This is a genomic window from Stenotrophomonas sp. HMSC10F06 (assembly GCF_001807865.1).
Lineage (GTDB): Bacteria > Pseudomonadota > Gammaproteobacteria > Xanthomonadales > Xanthomonadaceae > Stenotrophomonas > Stenotrophomonas bentonitica_A.
Genome location: NZ_KV791307.1, coordinates 64,489 through 85,416, shown reverse-complemented (window position 1 = coordinate 85,416; position 20,928 = coordinate 64,489). Strand labels below are relative to the sequence as shown.

Here is a 20,928-nt window from a genome sequence, read left to right as displayed (position 1 = left end):
GGCGGCGGCCGGACGCGCGGGCAGCGGCGAGCGGACCGTGGCGCCGCCGGCAGGGCTCACGTGGCCGTAGAGCGCGCGTCCCTGGCGATCAACCAGCGCGCCATCATCGTGCAGCCGCGAGAGCGGGCCATCGAACAGCGCCGCGTAGGGCGCCCTGCCGATGTCGCCGTGGTCCAGCCCGAACAGGGCCAGCCCGGCACGGTTGGCGGCAACCAGGCGGCCATTGCGGAAGCCCAGCACGCCTTCGCGCGCGGTACCGAGCAGGCCGGCGTCGTGATGCAGGCGGACCACCTCGCAATCGCCCAGTCCCGCCTCGAAGTAGCGGTGCTCGATATGCGCCACCGCCTGCCGTGCCAGCACACGGGCGTGCAGGTGCTGCTGGCGCGCGTCGCCGGAGATGTCGAGCACGCCCACACGCTGCCCGTACGGGTCGAAGATCGGCGTCGCCGAACAGGTCAGGATCGCGTGCGGGGCGAAGTAGTGCTCACCGCCACGCACCTCCACCGAGCGACCTTCGACGATGGCGGTGCCGATCGCATTGGTGCCCACCGTGGTTTCATCCCAGCGCACGCCTGGCATCAACGCCACCCGCCCGGCCTTGTCGAGGAAACCCGGGTTGCCCTCCGCATCCAGGATCCAGCCGTCTTCGTCGGTGAGCAGCGCGATGCTGCCGGTCGCGGCGATGTCGGCGGCCAGGCCATCCAGCTCCGGCCGCGCCAACCGCCACAGTGTTTCCTGGCGCTGACGCAGTTCGCGCAGGCGCGCGTCCGGCAGTGGCTCGACCTCCGGCTGCGCATCCACCGAGAGCCCACCGCGCTGGCAGCGTTGCCAGGACTGCAGGATGGTGTCGGGCACGATACCGACCGGTGCCGCGCCACGTTCGAAGAACGAGCGGCGCGCATTGCCGACACGGTGCTGGAGCGGAAGCTGGGACACCTGGACTCTCCAGTGTCGCAATCTGCGACAGTTGTAGCGGGGCCTGTTCCGATAAACACCACACCCGGGGTTACCGCGCAATGACCGGCCGTGGTGCACTGCATCAGTTTCAGTGGCCCTCTCCAGTCCGTGCACCGCGTAGCGCCATGCCGCACTGCACCACACCGAACCTGGCATCGTCCTTGCGCCATGGAACAGACCCCTTACCGGGCCTGTCCACTGCCATCCGGAGATGCACCCATGAATGCCGTCACGTCCGCCAAGCCGCACGCCACCGATCCGCAGTCCATCTTCAAGCCGCGCTACGGCAACTACATCGGCGGGGAATGGGTGGCGCCGCGCAGCGGCCAGTACTTTGAAAACACCACGCCGGTGACCGGCAAGGTGTTCACCGAGGTCGCCCGTTCCAACGCCGAGGACATCGAAGCGGCGCTCGACGCTGCCCACGCGGCCAAGACCGCCTGGGCCGAGACCTCGACCACCGAACGCGCAAATATCCTCAACAGGATCGCCGACCGCATCGAGGAAAACCTCGAGCTGCTCGCGCATGCCGAGACCTGGGACAACGGCAAGCCGATCCGCGAAACGCTCAACGCCGACATCCCGCTGATGGCCGACCACTTCCGCTACTTCGCCGGGGCGGTGCGCGCGCAGGAAGGCAGCCTGTCGGAGATCGACAAGGACACCATCGCCTACCACTTCCACGAGCCGCTCGGCGTGGTCGGGCAGATCATCCCGTGGAATTTCCCGATGCTGATGGCCGCCTGGAAGCTGGCCCCGGCCCTGGCCGCCGGCAACTGCGTGGTGCTCAAGCCGGCCGAGCAGACCCCGGCTTCGATCCTGGTGCTGATGGAGGTGATCGGCGATCTGCTGCCCAAGGGCGTGCTCAACGTGGTCAATGGCTTCGGTGTGGAGGCGGGCAAGCCGCTGGCGTCCAACCCGCGCATCGCCAAGATCGCCTTCACCGGCGAGACCACCACCGGCCGGCTGATCATGCAGTACGCCAGCCAGAACCTGATCCCGGTGACGCTGGAGCTGGGCGGCAAATCCCCGAACATCTTCTTCGCCGATGTCATGGCCGAGGACGACGACTTCCTCGACAAGGCCATCGAAGGCTTCGTGTTGTTCGCCTTCAACCAGGGCGAGGTGTGCACCTGCCCGTCGCGCGCGCTGATCCAGGAATCGATCTACGAGAAATTCATGGAACGTGCGCTCAAGCGCGTGGCCGCGATCAAGCAGGGCAACCCGCTGGACCCCAACACGATGGTCGGTGCGCAGGCCTCCTCCGAGCAGCTGGAGAAGATTCTGTCCTACTTCGACATCGGCCGGCAGGAAGGCGCGGAGGTGCTGATCGGCGGCGAGCAGGCCACCCTCGACGGCGACCTGGCCGGCGGCTTCTACGTGAAGCCGACCGTGTTCAAGGGCCACAACAAGATGCGCGTGTTCCAGGAAGAAATCTTCGGGCCGGTGGTCTCGGTGACCACCTTCAAGACCGAGGAAGAAGCACTGGAGCTGGCCAACGACACCTTGTACGGCCTCGGTGCCGGCGTGTGGAGCCGCGATGCCTCGCGCCTGTACCGCATGGGCCGCGGCATCCAGGCCGGGCGGGTGTGGACCAACTGCTACCACGCCTATCCGGCGCATGCCGCCTTCGGTGGCTACAAGCAGTCGGGCATCGGCCGCGAGAACCACAAGATGATGCTCGACCACTACCAGCAGACCAAGAACCTGCTGGTCAGCTACTCGCCCAAGAAGCTGGGCTTCTTCTGAGCCCGCCCCGGGCTTGATCCCGATCAAGGCGCCGGCATGAGGCCGGCGCCACAGTGCAGTGATTGGCAATCCACGGAGATCCACGCATGAACAAGACCATGAAGGCCGCTGTCGTCCGCGAATTCGGAAAGCCGTTGCGTATCGAGGAAGTCGAGGTGCCGCGTCCGGGGCCCGGCGACATCCTGGTGAAGATCGAAGCCTGTGGCGTGTGCCATACCGACCTCCATGCGGTGGACGGTGACTGGCCGGTCAAGCCCAACCCGCCCTTCATTCCCGGCCATGAAGGGGTCGGCCACGTGGTTGCGGTGGGTGCGGGTGTCAGCCACATCCGCGAGGGCGACCGCGTCGGCATCCCGTGGCTGTATTCGGCGTGCGGCTACTGCGAGCACTGCCTGGGCGGCTGGGAAACCCTGTGCGAAGCGCAGCAGAACACCGGCTACTCGGTGAACGGTGGCTTCGCCGAATATGCGCTGGCCAATGCGGCCTATGTCGGCCTGCTGCCGAAGGGCGTGGGCTTCATCGAGGTCGCGCCGATCCTGTGCGCCGGCGTCACGGTCTACAAGGGCCTGAAGGTCACCGATACGAAGCCGGGCCAGTGGGTGGTCATTTCCGGCATCGGCGGGCTGGGCCACATGGCTGTGCAGTACGCCAAGGCGATGGGCCTGAACGTGGCGGCAGTGGATATCGACGACGGCAAGCTCGCCCTGGCCGAGCGGCTGGGCGCGACGATCACGGTCAACGCACGCAACACCGATCCGGCCGCGTTCCTGAAGAAGGAGATCGGCGGGGCACATGGCGCACTGGTCACCGCCGTCTCGCCGAAGGCCTTCGAGCAGGCACTGGGCATGGTCCGCCGCGGTGGCACGGTCTCGTTGAACGGCCTGCCGCCGGGCAACTTCCCGCTGGATATCTTCGGCATGGTGCTCAACGGCATCACCGTGCGTGGCTCGATCGTCGGCACCCGCCTGGACCTGCAGGAATCGCTGGAATTCGCCGAGCAGGGCAAGGTCGCCGCGACGGTCACCAGCGATTCGCTGGAGAACATCAACGACATCTTCGCGCGCATGCAGGCCGGCAAGATCGAAGGCCGCGTGGTACTGGACATGAGCGCGTAAGCACACGGCGCGCTGCCGACCCATCGGCAGCGCCTGTTTCACGGTAGTGCCGGCCGCTGGCCGGCTCGGAGAGCCCCGATCATGCCCGACCTCCCGCTCCAGGTAATGGCCACGCTCCCGGCCCTGCAGCTGATCGAGACATTGCAGGCCCGCCACGGCGACCTGCTGTTCCACCAGTCCGGTGGCTGCTGCGACGGCTCCTCGCCGATGTGTTTCGCCCAGGGCGATTTCATCGTGGGCGACCGTGACGTGCGCATGGGCGAGATCGGCGGGGCGCCGTTCTACATCAGCCCCGCGCAGTTCGAATACTGGAAGCACACCCAGCTGATCATCGACGTGGTGCCTGGCCGGGGCGGCATGTTCTCGCTGGAGAACGGCGAGGGCGTGCGCTTCCTGGTCCGCTCACGGCTGTTCAGTGATGACGAGTTCGCCCAGCTCAAGGCCGCCGGCCGGGTCTGAAACACGCCGCGGCAACCCGTCCATAATGGCGGCTCCCCCGCCGTGACGCCCCTGCCATGCCTGTGTGGTCCGCCCTGAAGAATCCACTGCTGTCCGTACTGGCTGTCGTGTTCGCGTTCGCGGTGATGGTGCTGGTCAACAGCCTCGGTTCGTGGCTGGTGCCGTTGCTGCGCATTCCGCCGGGCGGCGAGCCGCAGCTGGCCTGGGACCTGGCCTGGACGATCCTCAGCGGCATCGCTGCGATCGCCTTCGCCAGCCGTTATGCGCCCACCTGGCCACGTGTGCACGGCGGCGTGGTGTGGGCGGTGATCGCGGCCGCCTCGATCTACACCGCCTGGGATTTCGGCAGCGATTTCCCGTTCTGGTTCGTGGTGATCCTGCTGGTGTCGCTGCCGGTGCAGGCATTGGTGGGCCTGTGGGTGGGCCCGCGGTTCCGGCCAGCGCGCGCCTGATCAGCTGCCGGGCAGCACCTGCTTCACCTGCTTCATGCCTTCCCACGGGTCCTGCTTCAGCCGCTCCGCGCGCTGCAGCGCCTTCGCCATCGGGAAGGCGTCCGGCGCCGCGATGCGGCCCAGCTCTTCCCAGCGCAGCGGCACCGCCACGCCGGCACCCGGCCGCGCCCGCAGCGACCACGAGCTCACGCTGGTGGCGCCGCGCGCATTGCGCAGCCAGTCGATGAAGATCACCCCGTCGCGCTTTGCCTTGCTCATCGTCGCCACATAGCGCTCCGGTGCCTGGGTGGCCATGGCCTGCGCAAACGCCTCGCAGAAGTCCTTGGCCTGCGCCCAGTCGGCCTTGGGCTGCAAGGGCACCACCACGTGCACGCCCTTGCCGCCGGAGAGCCGGACGAAGCTCTCCAGCCCGGCTTCCTGCAGGCGCGCGCGCACGTCGCGTGCGGCGGCCTTTATCTGCGTCCAGTTCACGCCTTCGCCGGGATCCAGATCGAACACCAACCGGTCCGGATGTTCGGGGTCCTCGACGGTGGCGCCCCAGGGATGCAGCTCCAGGGTGTTCATCTGCACCAGCTGCAGCAGACCCTCCACGTCCTCGATGTAGAGGTAGTCTTCGCGCCCGCTCTTCTGCTCCAGCGGGATCGCCTTGACCGCGCCACCCAGGCCGGTGCCATGGTGTTTCTGGAAGAAGCAGGGCTTGTCCACCCCGTCCGGGCAGCGCAGCACCGACAGCGGGCGGTGCGCCACCTCGGGCAGGATCCAGCGCGCCATGCGGCGGTAGTAGTCGGCCACCTCGCCCTTGGTGATCTTCGCCTTGGCGAACACCACGCGCTCGGGATGGCTGATCGTCACGGTGCTCTCGTCCTGCGCGGCCGTAGCTGCCTTCTTTCGCCCGCGCGTTCCGGCCGGGGTGGCGGAGGCCGCGGTAGGGGAGACGGTAGGGGAGACGGCAGTAGCTGTGGCGCCCAGATCCTTGGCGTGTTTGTCCTCGCGCAGCCGCTTGAAGCTGGCCTGGCGCAGCAACCCTTCCTTGGCCCATCCACGGAACGCGACCTCCGCCACCAGCACCGGCTTAACCCAGTGCACGCTGCGTGCGGTGAACGGCACATGCGCAGGCAGCTCGACCACTGCGTCCTTCACCGTCAGCGGGGTCAGCTGCCTGGTCAGCGCGCGCAGCGCGGCATCGTCGAAGCCCGTGCCGACGCGGCCGACATAACGCAATCCGCGCTTGTCCGGGGTGGCCATCAGCAGCGAGCCGAAGCCACTGCGCGATCCCTTCGGTTCGGTATAGCCGACGATGAGGAACTCATCGGTGTTCTCGTGCTTGATCTTGATCCAGTCGCGTGAGCGTGCGTTGACGTAGGGCGCATCGATCCGCTTGCTGATGATGCCTTCGAACCCGGCCTCGCCACTGGCGGCGAACACCGCCGGGCCGTGGTCGCGCACATGGTCGCTGTAGGCCAGGGTGCCCGGCGTGGCGCCCAGCAGATCCTTGAGCAGCGCCTTGCGCGCCAGCAGCGGCACCCGGCTGACATCCACCCCGGCGATGCCGGGCATGTCGAACACCACATAGCGCAGCGGCTGTTTGGCGGTGCCATCGATGACCTTCTGCAATGCAGTGAAGTCGCTGCGGCCCTGCGCATCCAGCACCACCAGCTCACCGTCCAGGCGCAGATCGCGCACCGGCAGCCGCTCGATCGCCTGCACCACCTCGGGGAAATCGTCGGTCCAGTTCAACCCGCCGCGTGAGCGCAGCGACACCACGCCATCGCGCACATCGGCCAGCAGGCGATAGCCGTCCCATTTGATCTCGTGCAGCCACTGCTCGCCGTCCGGTGCGGTGGCACGGTGATCGGTCAGCTGGGGCTTGAAGTCATGTGGGTAGGGCGTTGTGCGAGCGCCCTGCAGGGCCAGCGCGCGCTTGGACCAGCGCGCATCGGCCTTGCGTTCGGCCTTGCGTGCGGGGCTACCTGTCGCGGCCTTGGCCGGCGCGGTCTTCCTTGCCGGGGCAGCTTTGCTGGCGTTGGCAGCGGCAACCTTCGTCGCGCTTGCGCGCTTGCCTGCCTTGGGCGGTGCCTCCAACAGATCATCAGCCTCCATATCCCTGGCCTCCTCGTCATCGCGTTTGATCAGCAGCCACTGGTGCTGCTTGCCCTTCATCGCGGTGCGCACCAGTTTCCAGCCACCCTTGAGCCGCTCACCGTGCAGGACGAAGTCCACCTTGCCGGCCGCGATCGCCTCCAGCGGATCGCCATCGCAGGCCCAGGTGCCGTGGTCGTAGACGTCCACATGCCCGGCGCCGTAGTGGCCACTGGGGATGTCGCCGGCAAAGGTCGCGTAGGACAGCGGGTGATCCTCGACCTCCACCGCAAGCCGTTTTTCGCCGACGCGCAGCGAGGGGCCTTTGGGTACCGCCCAGCTCTTGAGCACGCCATCGGCTTCCAGCCGGAAATCATAATGGCGCGAACTGGCGTGGTGCAGCTGCACGACGAAGATCGGCCGGCGCGCCAGCGCACCGCGGCGCTCGGCGTCCGGCTCGGGGGTGCCGTCGAAACGGCGTTTGCGGCGATATTCCTGCAGGGACACGTGGGCTTACCCGGCTTTGCGCGCGGGTGCACGCTTGGTGGTTTTCTTGGTCGCCTTGCCTGCTGTCTTGGTCGCCTTTTTGGCCGCCGTGGGTTTGGCGACCTTGGCCGTGGCCTTCTTCGCCGCTGTCTTTTTGGCAGCCGGCGTGCGCTTCTTGGCATCCAGGCTCTTCTGCAGCAGCGACATGAAGTCGACCACGTTGGTCGCATCATCCTCGCGCGGGACCGGCTCTTCCTCCACCTTGGTGGTGCCGCCCTTGGCCTTGATCCGCTTCTTCAGCAGCGTGTGCAGGCGCTCGCGGAACTCATCGTGGTACTCGTCCGGCTTCCACTCGCCGGACATCGACTCGATCAGCTGCTCGGCCATGGCCGTTTCCTTGCTGTTGATCCGGTACTCGGCCAGGCTGCCGCTGGGCAGCTTGTAGTCTTCCGGGTCCACCAGTTCCTGCGGATAGCGCAGGATCATCAGCACCAGCGCGTCGCCGTGCGGCATCACCGCGCACAGGTACTCGCGGGTGCGCACCACGACCCGCGCGATGCCGACCTTGCCGGTGCTGCGCAACGTTTCGCGCAGCAGCACGTAGCCTTTCTCGGCTTTCTTGGCGGGCACCAGCAGGTAGGGCTTCTCGTAGTAGCGCGGATCGATCGTGCCGGCATCGACGAAGGTCTCCACCTCCACCGCTTCATGACTTTCCGGCGCGGCCGAGCGGATGTCGTCTTCTTCCAATACGACGTAGCTGCCCTTGTCGTACTCGTAGGCTTTGACGATATCCTTCCACGGCACTTCTTCGCCGGTATCCGCGTTGACGCGCTCGAAGCGGATCGGTTTGCGGTCGCGCGAATCCAGCATCCGGAAGTGCAGATCCACATTGCGTTCGCCGGACATCAGCGACACCGGGACATTGAGCAGCCCGAATGACAGCGTGCCGGTCCAGATCGGTCGGGCCATGGTGGCGCCACTCCAACACTTCAGGGAGGGCAGCTGTACCGCGCAGCACGTGAAACGCCTGTGTCCGGCCTGTGCAGGCCGTGGCTGCACGCCCGCGGTTACTGCAGCAGGCCGTGCACCGCCGCCGCCGGCATGTGGTCCAGCGCCAGCCAGGCATCCTCGACCACCGCCCGTGCCTGGTGCCAGCCCAGCCGCGACTGGCCGCGCATCTGTTCCCAGTGCTCGGCCAGCTCGCCGTCGGTGTCATCGGCGCCGCGCGGCCAGTCGGCGTAATGCGTGGTCAGGGCGAAGGCATAGGCCGGGTACAGGTCGCGCCAGCTGCGGCGCCCCTGGCTGCGGCGCTGCTCGTAGTCACTGCGCATGTACTGCAGGTAGTCCTGGGCGACCGCCTGCGCGTCTTCGGCGCGGTCGCGGCGCGCGCGGCGCCCGCTCCGTTCCGGCTGCAGGTAGGCGTTGAACAACGCGGGTGCGGCACGGCGGTCCAGGCGGGGCATGACACGACTCCGACAGCGGTGGGGGAGGCAGGAATAGACCCGCCGCCGTTATCCAGCCGTGACAGATTCGTTGACGCACCGGGATTCGCAGCGACTTCACCCGCCGCGCGCTGTAGTGGGCTGCACAGCAACTGGAGAACTCCCATGCCCCGCGATCCCCTGCGCGACGCCACCGCCCCGGTCCCCGGCGAGCAGCGCGCCAAACATGACAACCAAGACGCCGAAGACCGCGGCGCCGGCATGTCCGTGCCCGATGACGCACCCGATCACCTGCCGGTGGCTGTCACGCCCGATCCCGTCCCGCGCGACCGCAAGGATTCGGCGGCCGGCGAGAAAGGCCCCGCCGGCCATATCGCCGCGAGGATGAATACCAGCGCCGCCAGCGCAAGGAACACGCCAGCGACAACCAGGACGAGGCGCCGGAAGAGACCTTCCCGGCCAGCGACCCGACCTCACCGTTCGTGCCGGCCAAGCCGCCCAGGTAAGCCGCTCCGATCAGGGCGCCCACTGCCACTGCAGGCCCACGTTGTAGCGGCGGTCCGGGCCGGGTTCGAAGAAGCGCTGGTTGCCGTCGTTGACGATCACCGAGCCGATGTAGCGCTGGTCCAGCGCATTGTCGATCCGCGCGAAGGCCCGCAGCGTGCCCTGCGCGGTGGTCCAGCGCCGCGACACCTCCAGGTTCAACAGGGCATAGCCCGGCGCGCTGTCGGTGGCCACATCGTTGACCACGGTGTCGCTGGAGGCCACCACCTCGGCGGCCCACTGCCACGGGCCCGGGCGGTACTGCACCCGCGCGTTCCACTGCTGCCTGGGTACGCCCGGCAGGCGTGAGCCGGCCGCCACCGTGTTGCAGCCAGCGGCCGCGCACAGCGCATACGGGTCGCGCACGGTGGCCTCGATCCAGGTGTAGGCCAGCGTGAGATCCGCCTGCGCACCCAGCGGCTGTACATAGCTGGCCTCCGCGCCCTGGCGGCGGGTCCGGCCGATGTTGCGGTAGGTACTGCGGCCGCCGCTGTTGCTCGCCACCGCCAGCTCGTCATCGGTATCGGCGCGAAACAGCGCAGCCTCGACCTGTGCGCCACTCTGGCCGTGCCACTTGCTGCCCACTTCCAGGTTGCGGCTACGGGCCGCCGAGAGATCCAGCGCCAGCCCGGCCTGGCCATCGGCGCGGTAGCCCAGCTCGTTGAAGGTCGGGGTCTCGAAGCCACGCCCGGCCGACGCGTACAGCCGCCAGGCATCGCTGGCGCGGAACACCACGCCGGCCACCGGCGTGGTCGCTTCGTAGCGACGCGATCCGCTGTCGTCCGGATTGCCGGCGGTGATGTAGTGGTCGTTGGAGCGGAAGCGGACGGTGCTGTGGCGCACACCGAGCAGCAACGACCAGCGCGGCGCCCACTGCCACCACGCCTGCGCGAACTGGTCCACGTTCTCGACCCGGTCGCTCTGGTCGCGGCGCAGGCGGCCCTTGATACCGGCCTGATCACCCACGAAGTTCTCGTAACCGCGGCGATCCTGCTGCTGACGGTCGGCATTGGCACCGATCACCACCTCCAACGGGCGGCCGGCCCAGTCACCGTGCCACGCCCAGCGCGCGTCCAGGCCGCCATAGGCCCCGTCCAGATCGATCACCCCGCCGGCGTGCAGCGGGTTGGCCTGCGGCCCCGGTGGGATCGCCAGGTACTGCTCCACGCTGCGCTGGCCGGCATAGCCCATCGCACGCCAGGTCTGCGCGCCCTCCGTTCGGGTAAAGACCAGCCCGGCCTGGGCCTGGCGCACGGATTTGCGGGTGTTGTACTGGGTAGCCACCGCGGTCGCCTGACGCGGGTTCTCGCGCACCTGGGCGCGGGTGAGGCCGAGCGGATCCTGTGCGTCGGGCGCATCGAAGTAGTTCAGGACCAGATCCAGCTGGCCGCCGCCGACATCGGTGCCCAGCCGGGCGTTGACCGACTCGCGCCGGGCCTGGCTGTGATCGCGCCAACCATCGGTGCGGAAGTGGTTGGCGGCCACGTTGTAGCGGATCGGCCCCTGCACGCCGCGCAGCTGGGCGCCGGCGCTGACAGTGTTGTCGCTGCCGGTATCCAGCCGCAGGCGCCACGGGTCGCCCTCGGCGCCATCCGCGCTCCAGACCTGGACCACGCCACCGGACGAGTTGCCGTACAGCGCCGAGAACGGCCCGCGCAACACCTCCACGCGCTGCGCCGAGAGCAGGCTGGCGTGGGAGAGCTGGCCCTGGCCGTCGGGCATGGTGGCCGGCACACCGTCCACCAGCACGCGTACGCCGCGCACACCGAAGGTCGAGCGCGCGCCGAAGCCACGGATCGAGAGCTGGGTGTCCTGCGCGTAGTTCTGGCGATCGCGGGCGACCACCCCGGGGATGCCGTTGAGGGCCTCGGAGAGCTGGGCCAGCGGGCCGGTACGGTCCTCGTCCACCCAGACCGTGGTCAGCGAGGCCGGCAGATCGATATCGGCCACCTGCGCCACGCGGGCGGCCTGGACCTGGACCGTCGGCAGCCGCTCGATCGAGGCAGCGGGAGCGGGGGTGTTCTGGGCCTGCGCCAGCGACGGCAGCAACACGGCCGAGGCCAGCGCACAGTGGCGGGCCAGCGGGGTAAGACGGAGCATGCGGGGCGGGATCCTCGGTAAATGGGCGTGCCGCACGCCATGGTACGGAAGACGACGTGACGACGGCCTCGGCGCCCTCGGCGGGGCTTTGTTACGATGGGTCGGTTTTGGCTGATTCTGCCGCCAACTCCGCGTCGCGCCACCCTCCCCCTTCCGTCATCCGAATGAGTACCGCCGTGTCCTTCTTTGCAAATGTGGAACTGGTCCCAGGCGACCCGATCCTGGGCCTGACCGAGGCTTACAACGCCGACAGCCGCCCGATCAAGGTCAACCTGGGCGTGGGCATCTATTACGACGAGAGCGGCCGCATCCCGCTGCTCCGCGCCGTGAACACGATCGAACAGCAGCTGGCCACTGACGCCAAACCGCGCGGCTACCTGCCGATCGACGGTCTGCCGGCCTACAACCAGGCCACCCGCGAGCTGGTCTTCGGCAAGGATTCGCCGCTGCTGGCCGCAGGTCGCGTGGCCACCTCGCAGACCATCGGCGGCAGCGGTGCGCTGCGCATCGGCGCGGACCTGCTGCACAAGCTGTTGCCACACGCCACCATCGCCATCAGCAACCCGAGCTGGGAAAACCATCGCGCGGTGTTCGGCGCGGCCGGCTTCGAGGTGGTCGATTACACCTACTTCGATGCCGCCACCCATGGCGTGGACTTCGACGGCATGCTGGCCGACCTCGGCAAGCTGCAGCCGGGCACCGTGGTGCTGCTGCACGCGTGCTGCCACAACCCGACCGGTGCCGACCTCACCGTCGCGCAGTGGAAGCAGGTGGCCGAGCTGTTGAAGGACCGCCAGCTGTTCCCGTTCATCGACATGGCCTACCAGGGCTTCGACAAGGGCATCAGCGAAGACGGCGCCGCCGTGCGCATCATCGCCGAGGCCGGCATCGACAGCTTCGTGGTCGCCAACTCGTACTCCAAGTCGTTCTCGCTGTATGGCGAGCGCATTGGCGCGCTGTCGGTGGTCGCCCCGGACGCGAACGCGGCCAAGGCCGTGCAGTCGCAGGTCAAGCGCATCATCCGCACGATCTACTCCAGCCCGTCCAACCACGGTGCGGCACTGGTGGCCGGCGTGCTCAACAGCGTTGAGCTGCGCCAGGTGTGGGAAGCGGAACTGACCGAGATGCGTGAGCGTATCCACGCCCTGCGCCATGGTCTGGTGGAGAACCTGGTCGCCGCCGGCGCACCGGAGTACGCCTTCATCAACGACCAGGCCGGCATGTTCTCGTACTCGGGCCTGAGCCGCGCCCAGGTGGACCGCCTGCGCGACGAGTTCGCGATCTACGCCGTCGGCACCGGCCGCATCTGCGTGGCCGCACTCAACCAGGGCAACCTGGCATACGTGGCCAAGGCCGTGGCGACCGTCAGCAAGGGCTGAGCAGTAGTGCTCCTGTGAAGCAGAACGGCCGCCCTGCGCGGCCGTTTTTCTTTGCCGCGCCGGCAGCGCGTTGCGCGCGGTGGGAACGGTTACGGCGGCCCGCGCCTCGTAATGGCTCCGGCGAAGGGCGACAATAGGCGCTTCTCCTCTGAAGGCCGCCTGATTCCATGTCCCAGACGTCGCTGACCCGCTATCTGATCGAAGAGCAACATGCCGGCCGCATCAACGCCGATCTGCGCCAGCTGATCGCTGTTGTCGCCCGCGCCTGCACCAGCATCTCCATCGCGGTCAGCAAGGGCGCGCTGGGCGGTGTGCTCGGCGAAGCCGGTACCGGCAACGTACAGGGCGAAGCGCAGAAGAAGCTGGACGTCATCAGCAACGAGATCCTGCTCGAGGCCAATGCCTGGGGCGGCCACCTTGCCGCCTGCGCCTCGGAGGAAATGGACCACTGCCAGCCCGTGCCGGACACCTACCCGCGCGGTGACTTCCTGCTGCTGTTCGATCCCCTCGATGGCAGCTCCAACATCGACGTCAATGTCTCGGTCGGAACCATCTTCTCGGTGCTGCGCTGCCCGCCCGGCACCGAACAGCCCAACGACGCCAGCTTCCTGCAGCCGGGTACCGCGCAGGTCGCCGCCGGCTACTGCATCTACGGGCCGAGCACGCAGATGGTGCTCACCGTCGGCCACGGCACGCACGCGTTCACCCTGGACCGCGAGAAGGGCGAGTTCGTGCTGACCACGCCGGACATGCAGATCCCGGCGGACACCCAGGAATTCGCGATCAACATGTCCAACCAGCGGCATTGGGAAGCCCCGATGCAGGGCTACGTGCAGGACCTGCTGGCCGGCAAGGAAGGCGCGCGCGGCAAGAACTTCAACATGCGCTGGATCGCCAGCATGGTGGCCGACGTGCATCGCATCCTGACCCGCGGCGGCATCTTCATCTACCCGTGGGACACGAAGGATCCCTCCAAGGCCGGCAAGCTGCGCCTGATGTACGAAGCCAACCCGATGGGCCTGCTGGTCGAGCAGGCCGGCGGCGCCGCCACCACCGGCCGCAAGCGCATTCTCGACATCCAGCCCGATCAGCTGCACCAGCGCGTGCCGGTGTTCCTCGGGTCGCGCAATGAAGTGGAAGAAGCCACCCGTTACCACCGCGAACACGACAGCGCGGCGGGTTGATTTGCTACACAGGGCTGGCCATCCGGTCAGCCCTGTTGATACGTGGCAACGGCGTGACATCGGCCACGGCAGCGTTCACCATCGGCCATTCGTGCCCACGGATGACCCCATGACTGCCGACGCGCCGCTCGATTTCATCGAAGTAATCCACAACGCCGTCCCCAACGAGGTCTGCGCGGCCCTGCAGGCCCAGATGCGATCCAGTGCGCAGTTGCAGCCGGGCGAAGTGGGCAGCGGTGTGTTCCCGGAACTCAAGCACAGCAAGGATCTTCGCATCAGCGGGCGCCCCGAGTGGCGGCAGGCCGAAGCAGTGCTGCAGCAGGCGGTTTTCAAGGGTTTGCTGACTTATCTACGCCGTTATCCACAGGCCCTGATCTCGCCGTTGATGTTGCAGATCCAGGACAGCCAGGGCCAGCCGCGCCGGCTGGGGGCCGAGGATTTCCCCGACATGGACGACGCCACGCTGTCCGACCTGGCCCGCACCTGCCTGCGGCCCGGTGCCATCAATCTGCAATGGTATGCGGCGGGCGAGGGTGGCTATCCGTACTGGCACTGCGAGCTGTACCCACGCGATCTGGCCGGCGAAACGCTGCACCGCCACCTGCTGTGGACGCTCTACCTCAATGACGATTTCGGCGCCGGCGAAACCGAGTTCCTGTTCCAGGGCCGCAAGGTCGCGCCGCGCACGGGCAGCCTGTTGATCGCACCGACTGCGTTTACCCACACGCACCGGGGCAACCGGCCGCAGGGTGGGGACAAGTTCATTGCGACGAGCTGGGTTCTTTTCCAGAGTGCGCAGAAATTGTTTGGTGGGAATTGATCAGCGCGCCAACACCAGCAACACAGCACCGGCAACCACAACCACGGCCAACACCATCACCGTGATCAGCACATTGCGCCCGGTGCGCTTCGCCTTGGCCTTCAACCCGGCCAGCACGTCCAGATCGAGATAGAGACGATCACCGCCCGCGTCGCGGATGACGCCGTTGTCGCGGTAGTACTTCAGTGGCGCATGGAGTGCCGGGTCGATGCCGTCCGCCGCGATCGCGCTTTGCGGCGACAGCGCCTGATGGCCGGTGAAGTGTGCGATCAACGCGTCGCGCTGCTGCTGCACCGCTGCGGTGATGGCGGCATTGATCGCGATGTTGGCCGCGTTCGACGCGGCCGAGGTGGCTGCCGATGACATGGGGTTCCCCCTGGCTATCCGATATGGACGTCAGACCACCGCGACGCGGCGCCTTGGCCCGATTGTTGGGCGGGCGCGGCCCAAAGTCCATCGGGGGCGCTGGTTAGAACAGCGAGCCCTGGGGCGAGTCCACCCGCGGCGGCAACGGCCGCAGGAAGCGGGTGCAGTCCAGTTTCGGCCAGTGGCTGTGCTGCGCATCGAAGCCCAGGCGCTTGCGGGCCAGCTTGAAACGGTTGGACAGCAGGTCCGCGTAGACCCCTTCGCCGCGCATGCGCGTGCCGAACCCGCTGTTGTAGTCCTTGCCACCGCGCAGCTGGTTGATGGTGCTCATCACGTGCGTGGCGCGGTCCGGGTGGTGGGTGTCGAGCCAATCGCGGAACAGCGGCGCCACTTCCAGCGGCAGCCGGAGCAGCACGTAGCCGGCGGTGGAGGCACCGGCATCGTGGGCGGCCTCAAGCACGGCTTCCAGTTCGGCATCGTTGATCCACGGGATCACCGGCGCGACCATTACCCCGACCGGGATGCCGGCATCGCTCAGGCGACGCATCGCGCGCAACCGTGCATGCGGGGCCGAGGCACGCGGTTCCAGCTTGGCCGACAGGTGCGGGTCCAGCGAGGTCACCGAGAAGTGCACGCTGACCAGGTGCTTTTCGGCCAGCGGCGCAAGCAGGTCGATGTCGCGCTCGACCAGCGCGTTCTTGGTGATCAACGAGAACGGGTGCTGGGTTTCCAGCATCACCTCGATCAGCTGGCGGGTGAGCTTGAGCTTGCGCTCGATCGGCTGGTAGGCGTCGGTGTTGATGCCCAGCGCGATCGGCTGCGGCACGTAGCCGGGGCGCGAGAACTCCTTGCGCAGCAGCTGCGGCGCATTGGTCTTGGCGAACAGCTTGGTCTCGAAGTCCAGCCCGGGCGAGAGATTGAGATAGGCGTGCGAGGGTCGGGCGAAACAGTACGAGCACCCGTGCTCGCAACCGCGGTACGGATTGACCGACTGGCTGAAGCCGACGTCCGGCGACTTGTTGCGGCTGATGATGCTGCGCGCGGTCTCGGCACGGACTTCGGTGCGCAGGCGCGGGGCAGCGAACTCTTCACTCTCATCCGGCGCCCAGCCGTCGTCCATCGCTTCGTTGACGGTGACCTCGAAACGGCCCGCCAGGTGCGTGCGGGAGCCCCGGCCTTTGATCGCAATACCCATCGTCAAAGGCTATCGCCGGGAGGTCTCAGGGAATGAGACGTCGTGGCGTGGCAACGGCGGGGATAGGGGATAGCCATGGTTAGTAGTATTACTAACCACAGGCGTAAAGGGAAGTGAAACCCGCGCCGGGTAAGGGTCGGCGTAGGTGGAGACCGATTTGATCCCCCAATTTATCCACAGGGCCAGAGCGCGTGCCTGCGGTGCCACGTCACGGGCGGCCGAGCCGACCAACGGTCGGCGCTACCTGATGCCGGGCGCCCCTTACGCGGCAGGGCTACGCGCCGCATCACAGCAGCCGCAGATAGCCCTTCACCGTGGCATCCAGCCCGTCATACAGCGCCTCGCTGATCAGCGCATGGCCGATCGAGACTTCCAGCACGTCCGGCACGGTCCGCAGGAAATCGGCCAGGTTGTCCTGCGACAGGTCATGCCCGGCGTTGACGCCCAGGCCGGCCGCCTGGGCGCGCCGCGCCGCGTCGGCGAACAGTGCCAGCATGGTGGTGGCATCGCGGGCGGCATGCGCCTCGGCGTAGGGGCCGGTGTAGAGCTCCACGCGGTCGGCACCGATGGCCGCGGCCTGTGCGATGTCGGGGTTGCCCGCGTCCACGAACAGGCTGACCCGGCAGCCGTACGTCTTCAACTCGGCGATCAGCGGTCGCAGCCGCTCGGCATCCCGGGCGAAGTCGACGCCATGGTCGGAGGTCAGTTGGCCGTCGCCATCGGGCACCAGGGTGGCCTGGGCGGGGCGGGTCTGCGCGCACAGCGGCAGCAGCCCGGGATAGCCCTCACGCGGGGGCGCGAACGGGTTGCCCTCGATGTTGAACTCCACGCCGCGCTCGGCCGTCAGCGCGGACAACGCGAGAACGTCCTCGGCGCGGATGTGGCGTCGGTCCGGGCGCGGGTGCACGGTGATCCCATGCGCGCCGGCATCCAGGCAGGCACGGGCGGCCTGCAGCACGTCCGGGTCGGTGCCGCCGCGCGAGTTGCGCAGGACGGCGATCTTGTTCACGTTGACGCTGAGTTGGGTCATGGCACTACGAGGGGTCGGATTCACCCTGAGCAGCCGGGGTGCGCGCCTGGAGGGCGAGCTCCCGCAGCCGACGGAGTTCGTTGGGATCGGTGATGGCCGCGCGGGTGGGCTGCACATCGCCGAAGCGGGCCACGTAGAGGCCGCGGACCCACGCCAGCAGGAACACCAGGGTGCCCAGCAGCGACAGCGCCATCAGCCCCATGTGGGGGGTCTTGAGCGCCATGCCGAAACAGGCCAGCGCGAACAGCAGAAACAGCCAGTACATGTCGTTCTCCCCGATTGACCGGGCCAGTGTAGCGCTGGCGCCGGGTGCGGTTCCACGGGGAGCAGTGGCTACAGCAGCGGCGAGGCCAGGCGGGCGAACGCCTCGGGCACACGGTGCCGCCACAGCGAACGCTGGCGGTCGTTGTAGACCGGCGCGGCGCTGCTGTATTCGGCCAGCAGGATCTCGGCCAGCGCCGCAACGCGGCCGGTGTCGCTGATCATCATCGAGAGCTCGAAGTTGAGCCGGAAGCTGCGGTGATCGAAGTTGGCACTGCCGACGATGCACACGTCGTCATCGGCGATGAAGGCCTTGGTGTGCAGCATGCGTGGGCCGTACTCGTAGATCTTGACCCCGGCCTGCAGCAGCTCGTCGAAATAGGAGCGCGCGGCCTGGGTGACGAACCAGGAGTCGCTCATCTTGGGCACCAGCAGGCGCACGTCCAGGCCACCGAGTGCGGCCGAGGTCAGTGCCATGCGCGCGGCCTCGCCGGGCACGAAGTAGGGCGTCACCAGCCAGACGCGCTCCTTCGCTTCGTGGATCGCCGCCACGTGCAGCCGGTGGATGGTCTCCCACGACGAATCCGGACCGGAGACCAGCACCTGCGCATTGATGCTGCCCTCGCTGCGGCTGGGCATGGTTTCCGGCCACAGCTGGGCGATGTTGAAGCGCGCCGGCTCCTGGCCGGTGGCGTAGATCCAATCCTCGATGAAGACCAGCTGCAGGCTGCGCACCACGTGGCCCCGCAGCCGCATGTGCAGGTCGCGATACGCATCCGGGCGGACGCTCTCATCTTCCTCGTCGGTGATGTTGATGCCGCCGGTGAAGGCCTGCAGGCCATCGATGATGACGAGCTTGCGGTGCGTGCGCAGGTTCAACCAGGGCCGCTTGAACGGTTTGAGCAGCTGTCGCGGGTGGAACCAAACGACTTCGGCGCCTGCATCCAGCAGCGGCTGCAGGAAGCGCTTGCGGATGGACGACGAGCCGACCGCATCGAGCAGCAGGCGCACGCGCACGCCGGCGGCCGCACGCTCGGTCAGCGCATCGCGCAGCGCGGTGCCGGCGTGGTCCGGATTGAAGATGTAGTACTCAAGGTGCAAGTGGTCCTTGGCCGTGGCCACCGCGGCAAGCAGTGCGCTGTAGGTGGCCGCGCCATCGACCAGCCACTCCACCTCGGTGGCCGAGCTCGGTGAGAGCCCGGTGGTGGCCTGGGCGATCTTGGCCAGCTCGGTGCAGTCCGCATCCGGTGGGCAGACGCTGCTGTAATGCTCCATCCCCGAGCGCGAACGACCACGGCGCAGGCGCTGCCGCTTCACCTTCTGCGGGCCGAGCAGGTAGTAGATGAACAGGCCAAGGTAGGGCAGGGCGGCCAGCGACAGGATCCAGCTCAGCGTGGCGACCGGCTCGCGCTTCTGCAGCATGATCCAACCGGTCAGCCACAGCAGATAGAGAATGTAGGCCGCCACCATCAGCGGGCGCAGGTGCGGGATGGCGTCGAGCCAGTCCCCGAAGAGATCGAAGGTTGCGAGCATGGCCGGATGATAGCGGGCGGCGTGGCGCTGGCGCGTATCCACGGGCGGTGGCACAAAAAAAACGCCCCTGTTTCCAGGGGCGTTTTCCAGTCGCGTCATGACTGCGTCTTGCGTATTACTGCTGTACGAAGCCGATCTTCTTCATCTGAGCATTCTTCGCGGCAGCCAACACCTTGGCCATCACGTCGTACTCGGAGTCCGGGCTGGCATCGATGCGCAGTTCCGGCTGGTTGGTCGGATCACGCTGCACTTCCTGCTCCATACGCTGCTGCAGTTCGCTCACAGCCACGGGGCTGTTGTTCCACGACACCTGGTTGCTGGCGTCCACCTTCAGCTCGATCGGCGGCGGCGGTTCGACAGTCACCGGCGGTGGGTTGAGCACGCGCTGCGGCAGGTCGACGGCGATCGGGTACGTCATGATCGGCGCGGTGACGATGAAGATGATCAGCAGCACCAGCATCACGTCCACGAGGGGCGTGACGTTGATGTCGGCCATGGGGCCTTTGTTACCACCAGTACTGAACGCCATGGCTTACTGCCCCTTCTCTTTGGTGGCGACGAAGCCAACGTCGAGCATGCCCTGTTCCTGCGCGATCTTCGTCATCTCGTTGATGACGCGCATCTTGGTGGTGCGATCACCACGCAGGTTGAGGGGCGGCTGCGGGGTCTGCTGGGCGGCGGTCGCCAAGCGCGACTCGAGCGTCTGCTTGTCGATTTCCTCGTCGTTCCAGTAGATCGAGCCGTCTTCCTTGACTGCCAAGGTGATCGGGCTCGAACGCTTCTCAGCGTCTTCCGGATTCTGCACCAGGTTGGCCTCAGGCAGATCCACCTTGACCTTGTGGGACATCAGGGGCGCCGTGATGATGAAGATGATCAGCAGCACCAGCATCACGTCCACGAGGGGCGTAACGTTGATGTCGGCCATGGGGCCGCCGCTGTTACCACTACTGAAAGCCATAACGGGCTCCGTCTAGATCGTGTTGACTACGTTCTCGCTGGGTGACGCGCGTCGCTATTAGCGAACGCGCGAACCGGTGGCGAAGAAGTCGTGCAGGTCGTGAGCGAACGTATCGAACTTGCTGATCGTGGCGCTGTTGATCTTGCTGAAGAAGTTGAAGGCGAACACGGCCGGGATAGCCACGAACAGACCGATGGCGGTCATGATCAGTGCTTCACCCACCGGGCCGGCAACGGCGTCGATCGAGGCGGAACCGGTGGCACCGATCTTGATCAGCGCGCCGTAGATGCCCCACACGGTACCCAGCAGACCCACGAACGGAGCGGTTGCGCCGACGGTGGCCAGCAGGGTCATGCCCGACTGCAGGTTGTTGCTTTCGCGGGTCACGGCCTGACGCAGGGCGCGATCGACGAACTCCGAACGGCTCAGGTTCTCACCCAGGCCACCGGAGGTGCCGCCTTCCGAACGCTGGTGGTGCGCAGCAGCCTGTGCAGCGTCCAGAGCGATCTTGGAGAAGGGCTCCGAAGCCGGCTGTTCTTCCATCGCGCGGATGGCGTCCTGGGCGTTCGGGGTATCCCAGAACAGGCTCACGACCTTGTCGGCAGCAGCCTTCAGACGGGTGGCGCGGAAGATGTTGATGACGGTCCAGTACCAGGACATGGCCGACATGATGATCAGGGTCAGCAGCACGACCCAGGAGACGGCGAAGTCACCCGGCTGGGTGGTCATCTCGTGGATCAGGTGCTCGAAGCCCATCTGCGACAGGGCGTTGGAGTTGCCCCCGGCAGCAGCGGCGATGAAAAGTTCCTGCAGCATGACG

The 20,928-nt window shown here is 67.2% G+C and carries 20 protein-coding genes; 7 read left to right on the top strand and 13 right to left on the bottom strand.

Going from position 1 to position 20,928, the window contains the following annotated elements; genetic code table 11:
* Nucleotides 1–936 (bottom strand): sigma-54-dependent Fis family transcriptional regulator (locus HMPREF3113_RS17015; RefSeq protein ID WP_343124059.1); only part of this gene is annotated, 936 nt, incomplete at its 3' end.
* 240 nt (nucleotides 937–1,176) lie between these two features.
* On the opposite strand from HMPREF3113_RS17015, the gene adh reads away from it, so the two are divergent.
* The 4 genes from adh (at nucleotide 1,177) to HMPREF3113_RS16995 (ending at nucleotide 4,732) form a co-directional block, all read left to right on the top strand.
* Nucleotides 1,177–2,706 carry an aldehyde dehydrogenase gene (gene adh / locus HMPREF3113_RS17010; RefSeq protein ID WP_070474216.1) on the top strand — a complete coding sequence of 510 codons (1,530 nt, stop codon included), beginning with the start codon at nucleotides 1,177–1,179 and terminating at the stop codon, nucleotides 2,704–2,706.
* 86 nt (nucleotides 2,707–2,792) lie between these two features.
* The gene (adhP, locus tag HMPREF3113_RS17005) at nucleotides 2,793–3,821 is read left to right on the top strand and encodes an alcohol dehydrogenase AdhP (protein ID WP_046272245.1); all 1,029 of its coding nucleotides are present in this window, start codon (nucleotides 2,793–2,795) and stop codon (nucleotides 3,819–3,821) included.
* An 81-nt stretch (nucleotides 3,822–3,902) separates the two neighbouring features.
* Entirely contained in the window at nucleotides 3,903–4,280 is a 378-nt protein-coding gene (locus HMPREF3113_RS17000; protein WP_070474214.1) for a DUF779 domain-containing protein, read from the top strand.
* Between the two features lie 56 nt (nucleotides 4,281–4,336).
* The gene (locus tag HMPREF3113_RS16995) at nucleotides 4,337–4,732 is read left to right on the top strand and encodes a hypothetical protein (RefSeq protein ID WP_019184071.1); all 396 of its coding nucleotides are present in this window, start codon (nucleotides 4,337–4,339) and stop codon (nucleotides 4,730–4,732) included.
* Here HMPREF3113_RS16995 and ligD read toward each other — a convergent pair whose 3' ends face one another.
* From ligD to HMPREF3113_RS16970, 4 genes are all read right to left on the bottom strand, one after another.
* Complete coding sequence (ligD, locus tag HMPREF3113_RS16990) at nucleotides 4,733–7,318, bottom strand: DNA ligase D (RefSeq protein WP_070474211.1); 2,586 nt, start codon at nucleotides 7,316–7,318, stop codon at nucleotides 4,733–4,735.
* Between the two features lie 6 nt (nucleotides 7,319–7,324).
* Nucleotides 7,325–8,266, bottom strand: coding sequence for a non-homologous end joining protein Ku (locus tag HMPREF3113_RS16985; RefSeq protein ID WP_070474208.1), 942 nt, complete (start codon nucleotides 8,264–8,266; stop codon nucleotides 7,325–7,327).
* A 98-nt stretch (nucleotides 8,267–8,364) separates the two neighbouring features.
* Nucleotides 8,365–8,760, bottom strand: coding sequence for a hypothetical protein (locus HMPREF3113_RS16980; protein WP_019184068.1), 396 nt, complete (start codon nucleotides 8,758–8,760; stop codon nucleotides 8,365–8,367).
* A 495-nt stretch (nucleotides 8,761–9,255) separates the two neighbouring features.
* Nucleotides 9,256–11,382 carry a TonB-dependent receptor family protein gene (locus HMPREF3113_RS16970; RefSeq protein ID WP_070474203.1) on the bottom strand — a complete coding sequence of 709 codons (2,127 nt, stop codon included), beginning with the start codon at nucleotides 11,380–11,382 and terminating at the stop codon, nucleotides 9,256–9,258.
* A gap of 176 nt (nucleotides 11,383–11,558) precedes the next feature.
* On the opposite strand from HMPREF3113_RS16970, the gene HMPREF3113_RS16965 reads away from it, so the two are divergent.
* The 3 genes from HMPREF3113_RS16965 (at nucleotide 11,559) to HMPREF3113_RS16955 (ending at nucleotide 14,765) form a co-directional block, all read left to right on the top strand.
* Nucleotides 11,559–12,761, top strand: a complete 1,203-nt coding sequence (locus tag HMPREF3113_RS16965) for an amino acid aminotransferase (RefSeq protein WP_070474201.1) — start codon at nucleotides 11,559–11,561, stop codon at nucleotides 12,759–12,761.
* 167 nt (nucleotides 12,762–12,928) lie between these two features.
* The gene (locus HMPREF3113_RS16960) at nucleotides 12,929–13,945 is read left to right on the top strand and encodes a class 1 fructose-bisphosphatase (RefSeq protein ID WP_070474199.1); all 1,017 of its coding nucleotides are present in this window, start codon (nucleotides 12,929–12,931) and stop codon (nucleotides 13,943–13,945) included.
* A 109-nt stretch (nucleotides 13,946–14,054) separates the two neighbouring features.
* Entirely contained in the window at nucleotides 14,055–14,765 is a 711-nt protein-coding gene (locus HMPREF3113_RS16955) for a 2OG-Fe(II) oxygenase (RefSeq protein WP_070474197.1), read from the top strand.
* Here the strand turns inward: HMPREF3113_RS16955 and HMPREF3113_RS16950 are convergent, their stop codons facing one another.
* From HMPREF3113_RS16950 to exbB, 8 genes are all read right to left on the bottom strand, one after another.
* Entirely contained in the window at nucleotides 14,766–15,131 is a 366-nt protein-coding gene (locus tag HMPREF3113_RS16950; protein ID WP_070474195.1) for a hypothetical protein, read from the bottom strand.
* 103 nt (nucleotides 15,132–15,234) lie between these two features.
* Nucleotides 15,235–16,326 (bottom strand): PA0069 family radical SAM protein, encoded by a 1,092-nt coding sequence (locus HMPREF3113_RS16945; protein ID WP_070474193.1) that lies wholly within the window; start codon nucleotides 16,324–16,326, stop codon nucleotides 15,235–15,237.
* Between the two features lie 286 nt (nucleotides 16,327–16,612).
* Nucleotides 16,613–17,356: a pyridoxine 5'-phosphate synthase gene (locus tag HMPREF3113_RS16940; RefSeq protein ID WP_070474191.1), complete on the bottom strand. Its 744-nt coding sequence runs from the start codon at nucleotides 17,354–17,356 to the stop codon at nucleotides 16,613–16,615.
* A gap of 4 nt (nucleotides 17,357–17,360) precedes the next feature.
* Entirely contained in the window at nucleotides 17,361–17,621 is a 261-nt protein-coding gene (locus HMPREF3113_RS16935) for a hypothetical protein (RefSeq protein ID WP_070474188.1), read from the bottom strand.
* 68 nt (nucleotides 17,622–17,689) lie between these two features.
* Nucleotides 17,690–19,150, bottom strand: a complete 1,461-nt coding sequence (gene cls / locus HMPREF3113_RS16930) for a cardiolipin synthase (RefSeq protein ID WP_070474227.1) — start codon at nucleotides 19,148–19,150, stop codon at nucleotides 17,690–17,692.
* Nucleotides 19,151–19,265: 115 nt separating this feature from the next.
* Nucleotides 19,266–19,679 (bottom strand): ExbD/TolR family protein, encoded by a 414-nt coding sequence (locus tag HMPREF3113_RS16925; protein ID WP_019184057.1) that lies wholly within the window; start codon nucleotides 19,677–19,679, stop codon nucleotides 19,266–19,268.
* A gap of 3 nt (nucleotides 19,680–19,682) precedes the next feature.
* On the bottom strand, nucleotides 19,683–20,108 hold the full coding sequence (locus HMPREF3113_RS16920; RefSeq protein ID WP_019184056.1) for an ExbD/TolR family protein: 426 nt from the start codon (nucleotides 20,106–20,108) through the stop codon (nucleotides 19,683–19,685).
* 57 nt (nucleotides 20,109–20,165) lie between these two features.
* Nucleotides 20,166–20,924: a TonB-system energizer ExbB gene (exbB, locus tag HMPREF3113_RS16915; RefSeq protein WP_019184055.1), complete on the bottom strand. Its 759-nt coding sequence runs from the start codon at nucleotides 20,922–20,924 to the stop codon at nucleotides 20,166–20,168.
* Nucleotides 20,925–20,928: the final 4 nt, after the last annotated feature.

Excerpts from the sequence above, each read along its gene's own strand:
- adh (WP_070474216.1), top strand. The coding sequence starts at position 1,177 with ATGAATGCCGTCACGTCCGCCAAGCCGCACGCCACCGATCCGCAGTCC.
- adhP (WP_046272245.1), top strand. The coding sequence starts at position 2,793 with ATGAACAAGACCATGAAGGCCGCTGTCGTCCGCGAATTCGGAAAGCCG.
- HMPREF3113_RS17000 (WP_070474214.1), top strand. The coding sequence starts at position 3,903 with ATGCCCGACCTCCCGCTCCAGGTAATGGCCACGCTCCCGGCCCTGCAG.
- HMPREF3113_RS16995 (WP_019184071.1), top strand. The coding sequence starts at position 4,337 with ATGCCTGTGTGGTCCGCCCTGAAGAATCCACTGCTGTCCGTACTGGCT.
- HMPREF3113_RS16985 (WP_070474208.1), bottom strand. The coding sequence starts at position 8,266 with ATGGCCCGACCGATCTGGACCGGCACGCTGTCATTCGGGCTGCTCAAT.
- HMPREF3113_RS16980 (WP_019184068.1), bottom strand. The coding sequence starts at position 8,760 with ATGCCCCGCCTGGACCGCCGTGCCGCACCCGCGTTGTTCAACGCCTAC.
- HMPREF3113_RS16970 (WP_070474203.1), bottom strand. The coding sequence starts at position 11,382 with ATGCTCCGTCTTACCCCGCTGGCCCGCCACTGTGCGCTGGCCTCGGCC.
- HMPREF3113_RS16960 (WP_070474199.1), top strand. The coding sequence starts at position 12,929 with ATGTCCCAGACGTCGCTGACCCGCTATCTGATCGAAGAGCAACATGCC.
- HMPREF3113_RS16955 (WP_070474197.1), top strand. The coding sequence starts at position 14,055 with ATGACTGCCGACGCGCCGCTCGATTTCATCGAAGTAATCCACAACGCC.
- HMPREF3113_RS16950 (WP_070474195.1), bottom strand. The coding sequence starts at position 15,131 with ATGTCATCGGCAGCCACCTCGGCCGCGTCGAACGCGGCCAACATCGCG.
- HMPREF3113_RS16945 (WP_070474193.1), bottom strand. The coding sequence starts at position 16,326 with ATGGGTATTGCGATCAAAGGCCGGGGCTCCCGCACGCACCTGGCGGGC.
- HMPREF3113_RS16940 (WP_070474191.1), bottom strand. The coding sequence starts at position 17,356 with ATGACCCAACTCAGCGTCAACGTGAACAAGATCGCCGTCCTGCGCAAC.
- HMPREF3113_RS16935 (WP_070474188.1), bottom strand. The coding sequence starts at position 17,621 with ATGTACTGGCTGTTTCTGCTGTTCGCGCTGGCCTGTTTCGGCATGGCG.
- cls (WP_070474227.1), bottom strand. The coding sequence starts at position 19,150 with ATGCTCGCAACCTTCGATCTCTTCGGGGACTGGCTCGACGCCATCCCG.
- HMPREF3113_RS16925 (WP_019184057.1), bottom strand. The coding sequence starts at position 19,679 with ATGGCGTTCAGTACTGGTGGTAACAAAGGCCCCATGGCCGACATCAAC.
- HMPREF3113_RS16920 (WP_019184056.1), bottom strand. The coding sequence starts at position 20,108 with ATGGCTTTCAGTAGTGGTAACAGCGGCGGCCCCATGGCCGACATCAAC.
- exbB (WP_019184055.1), bottom strand. The coding sequence starts at position 20,924 with ATGCTGCAGGAACTTTTCATCGCCGCTGCTGCCGGGGGCAACTCCAAC.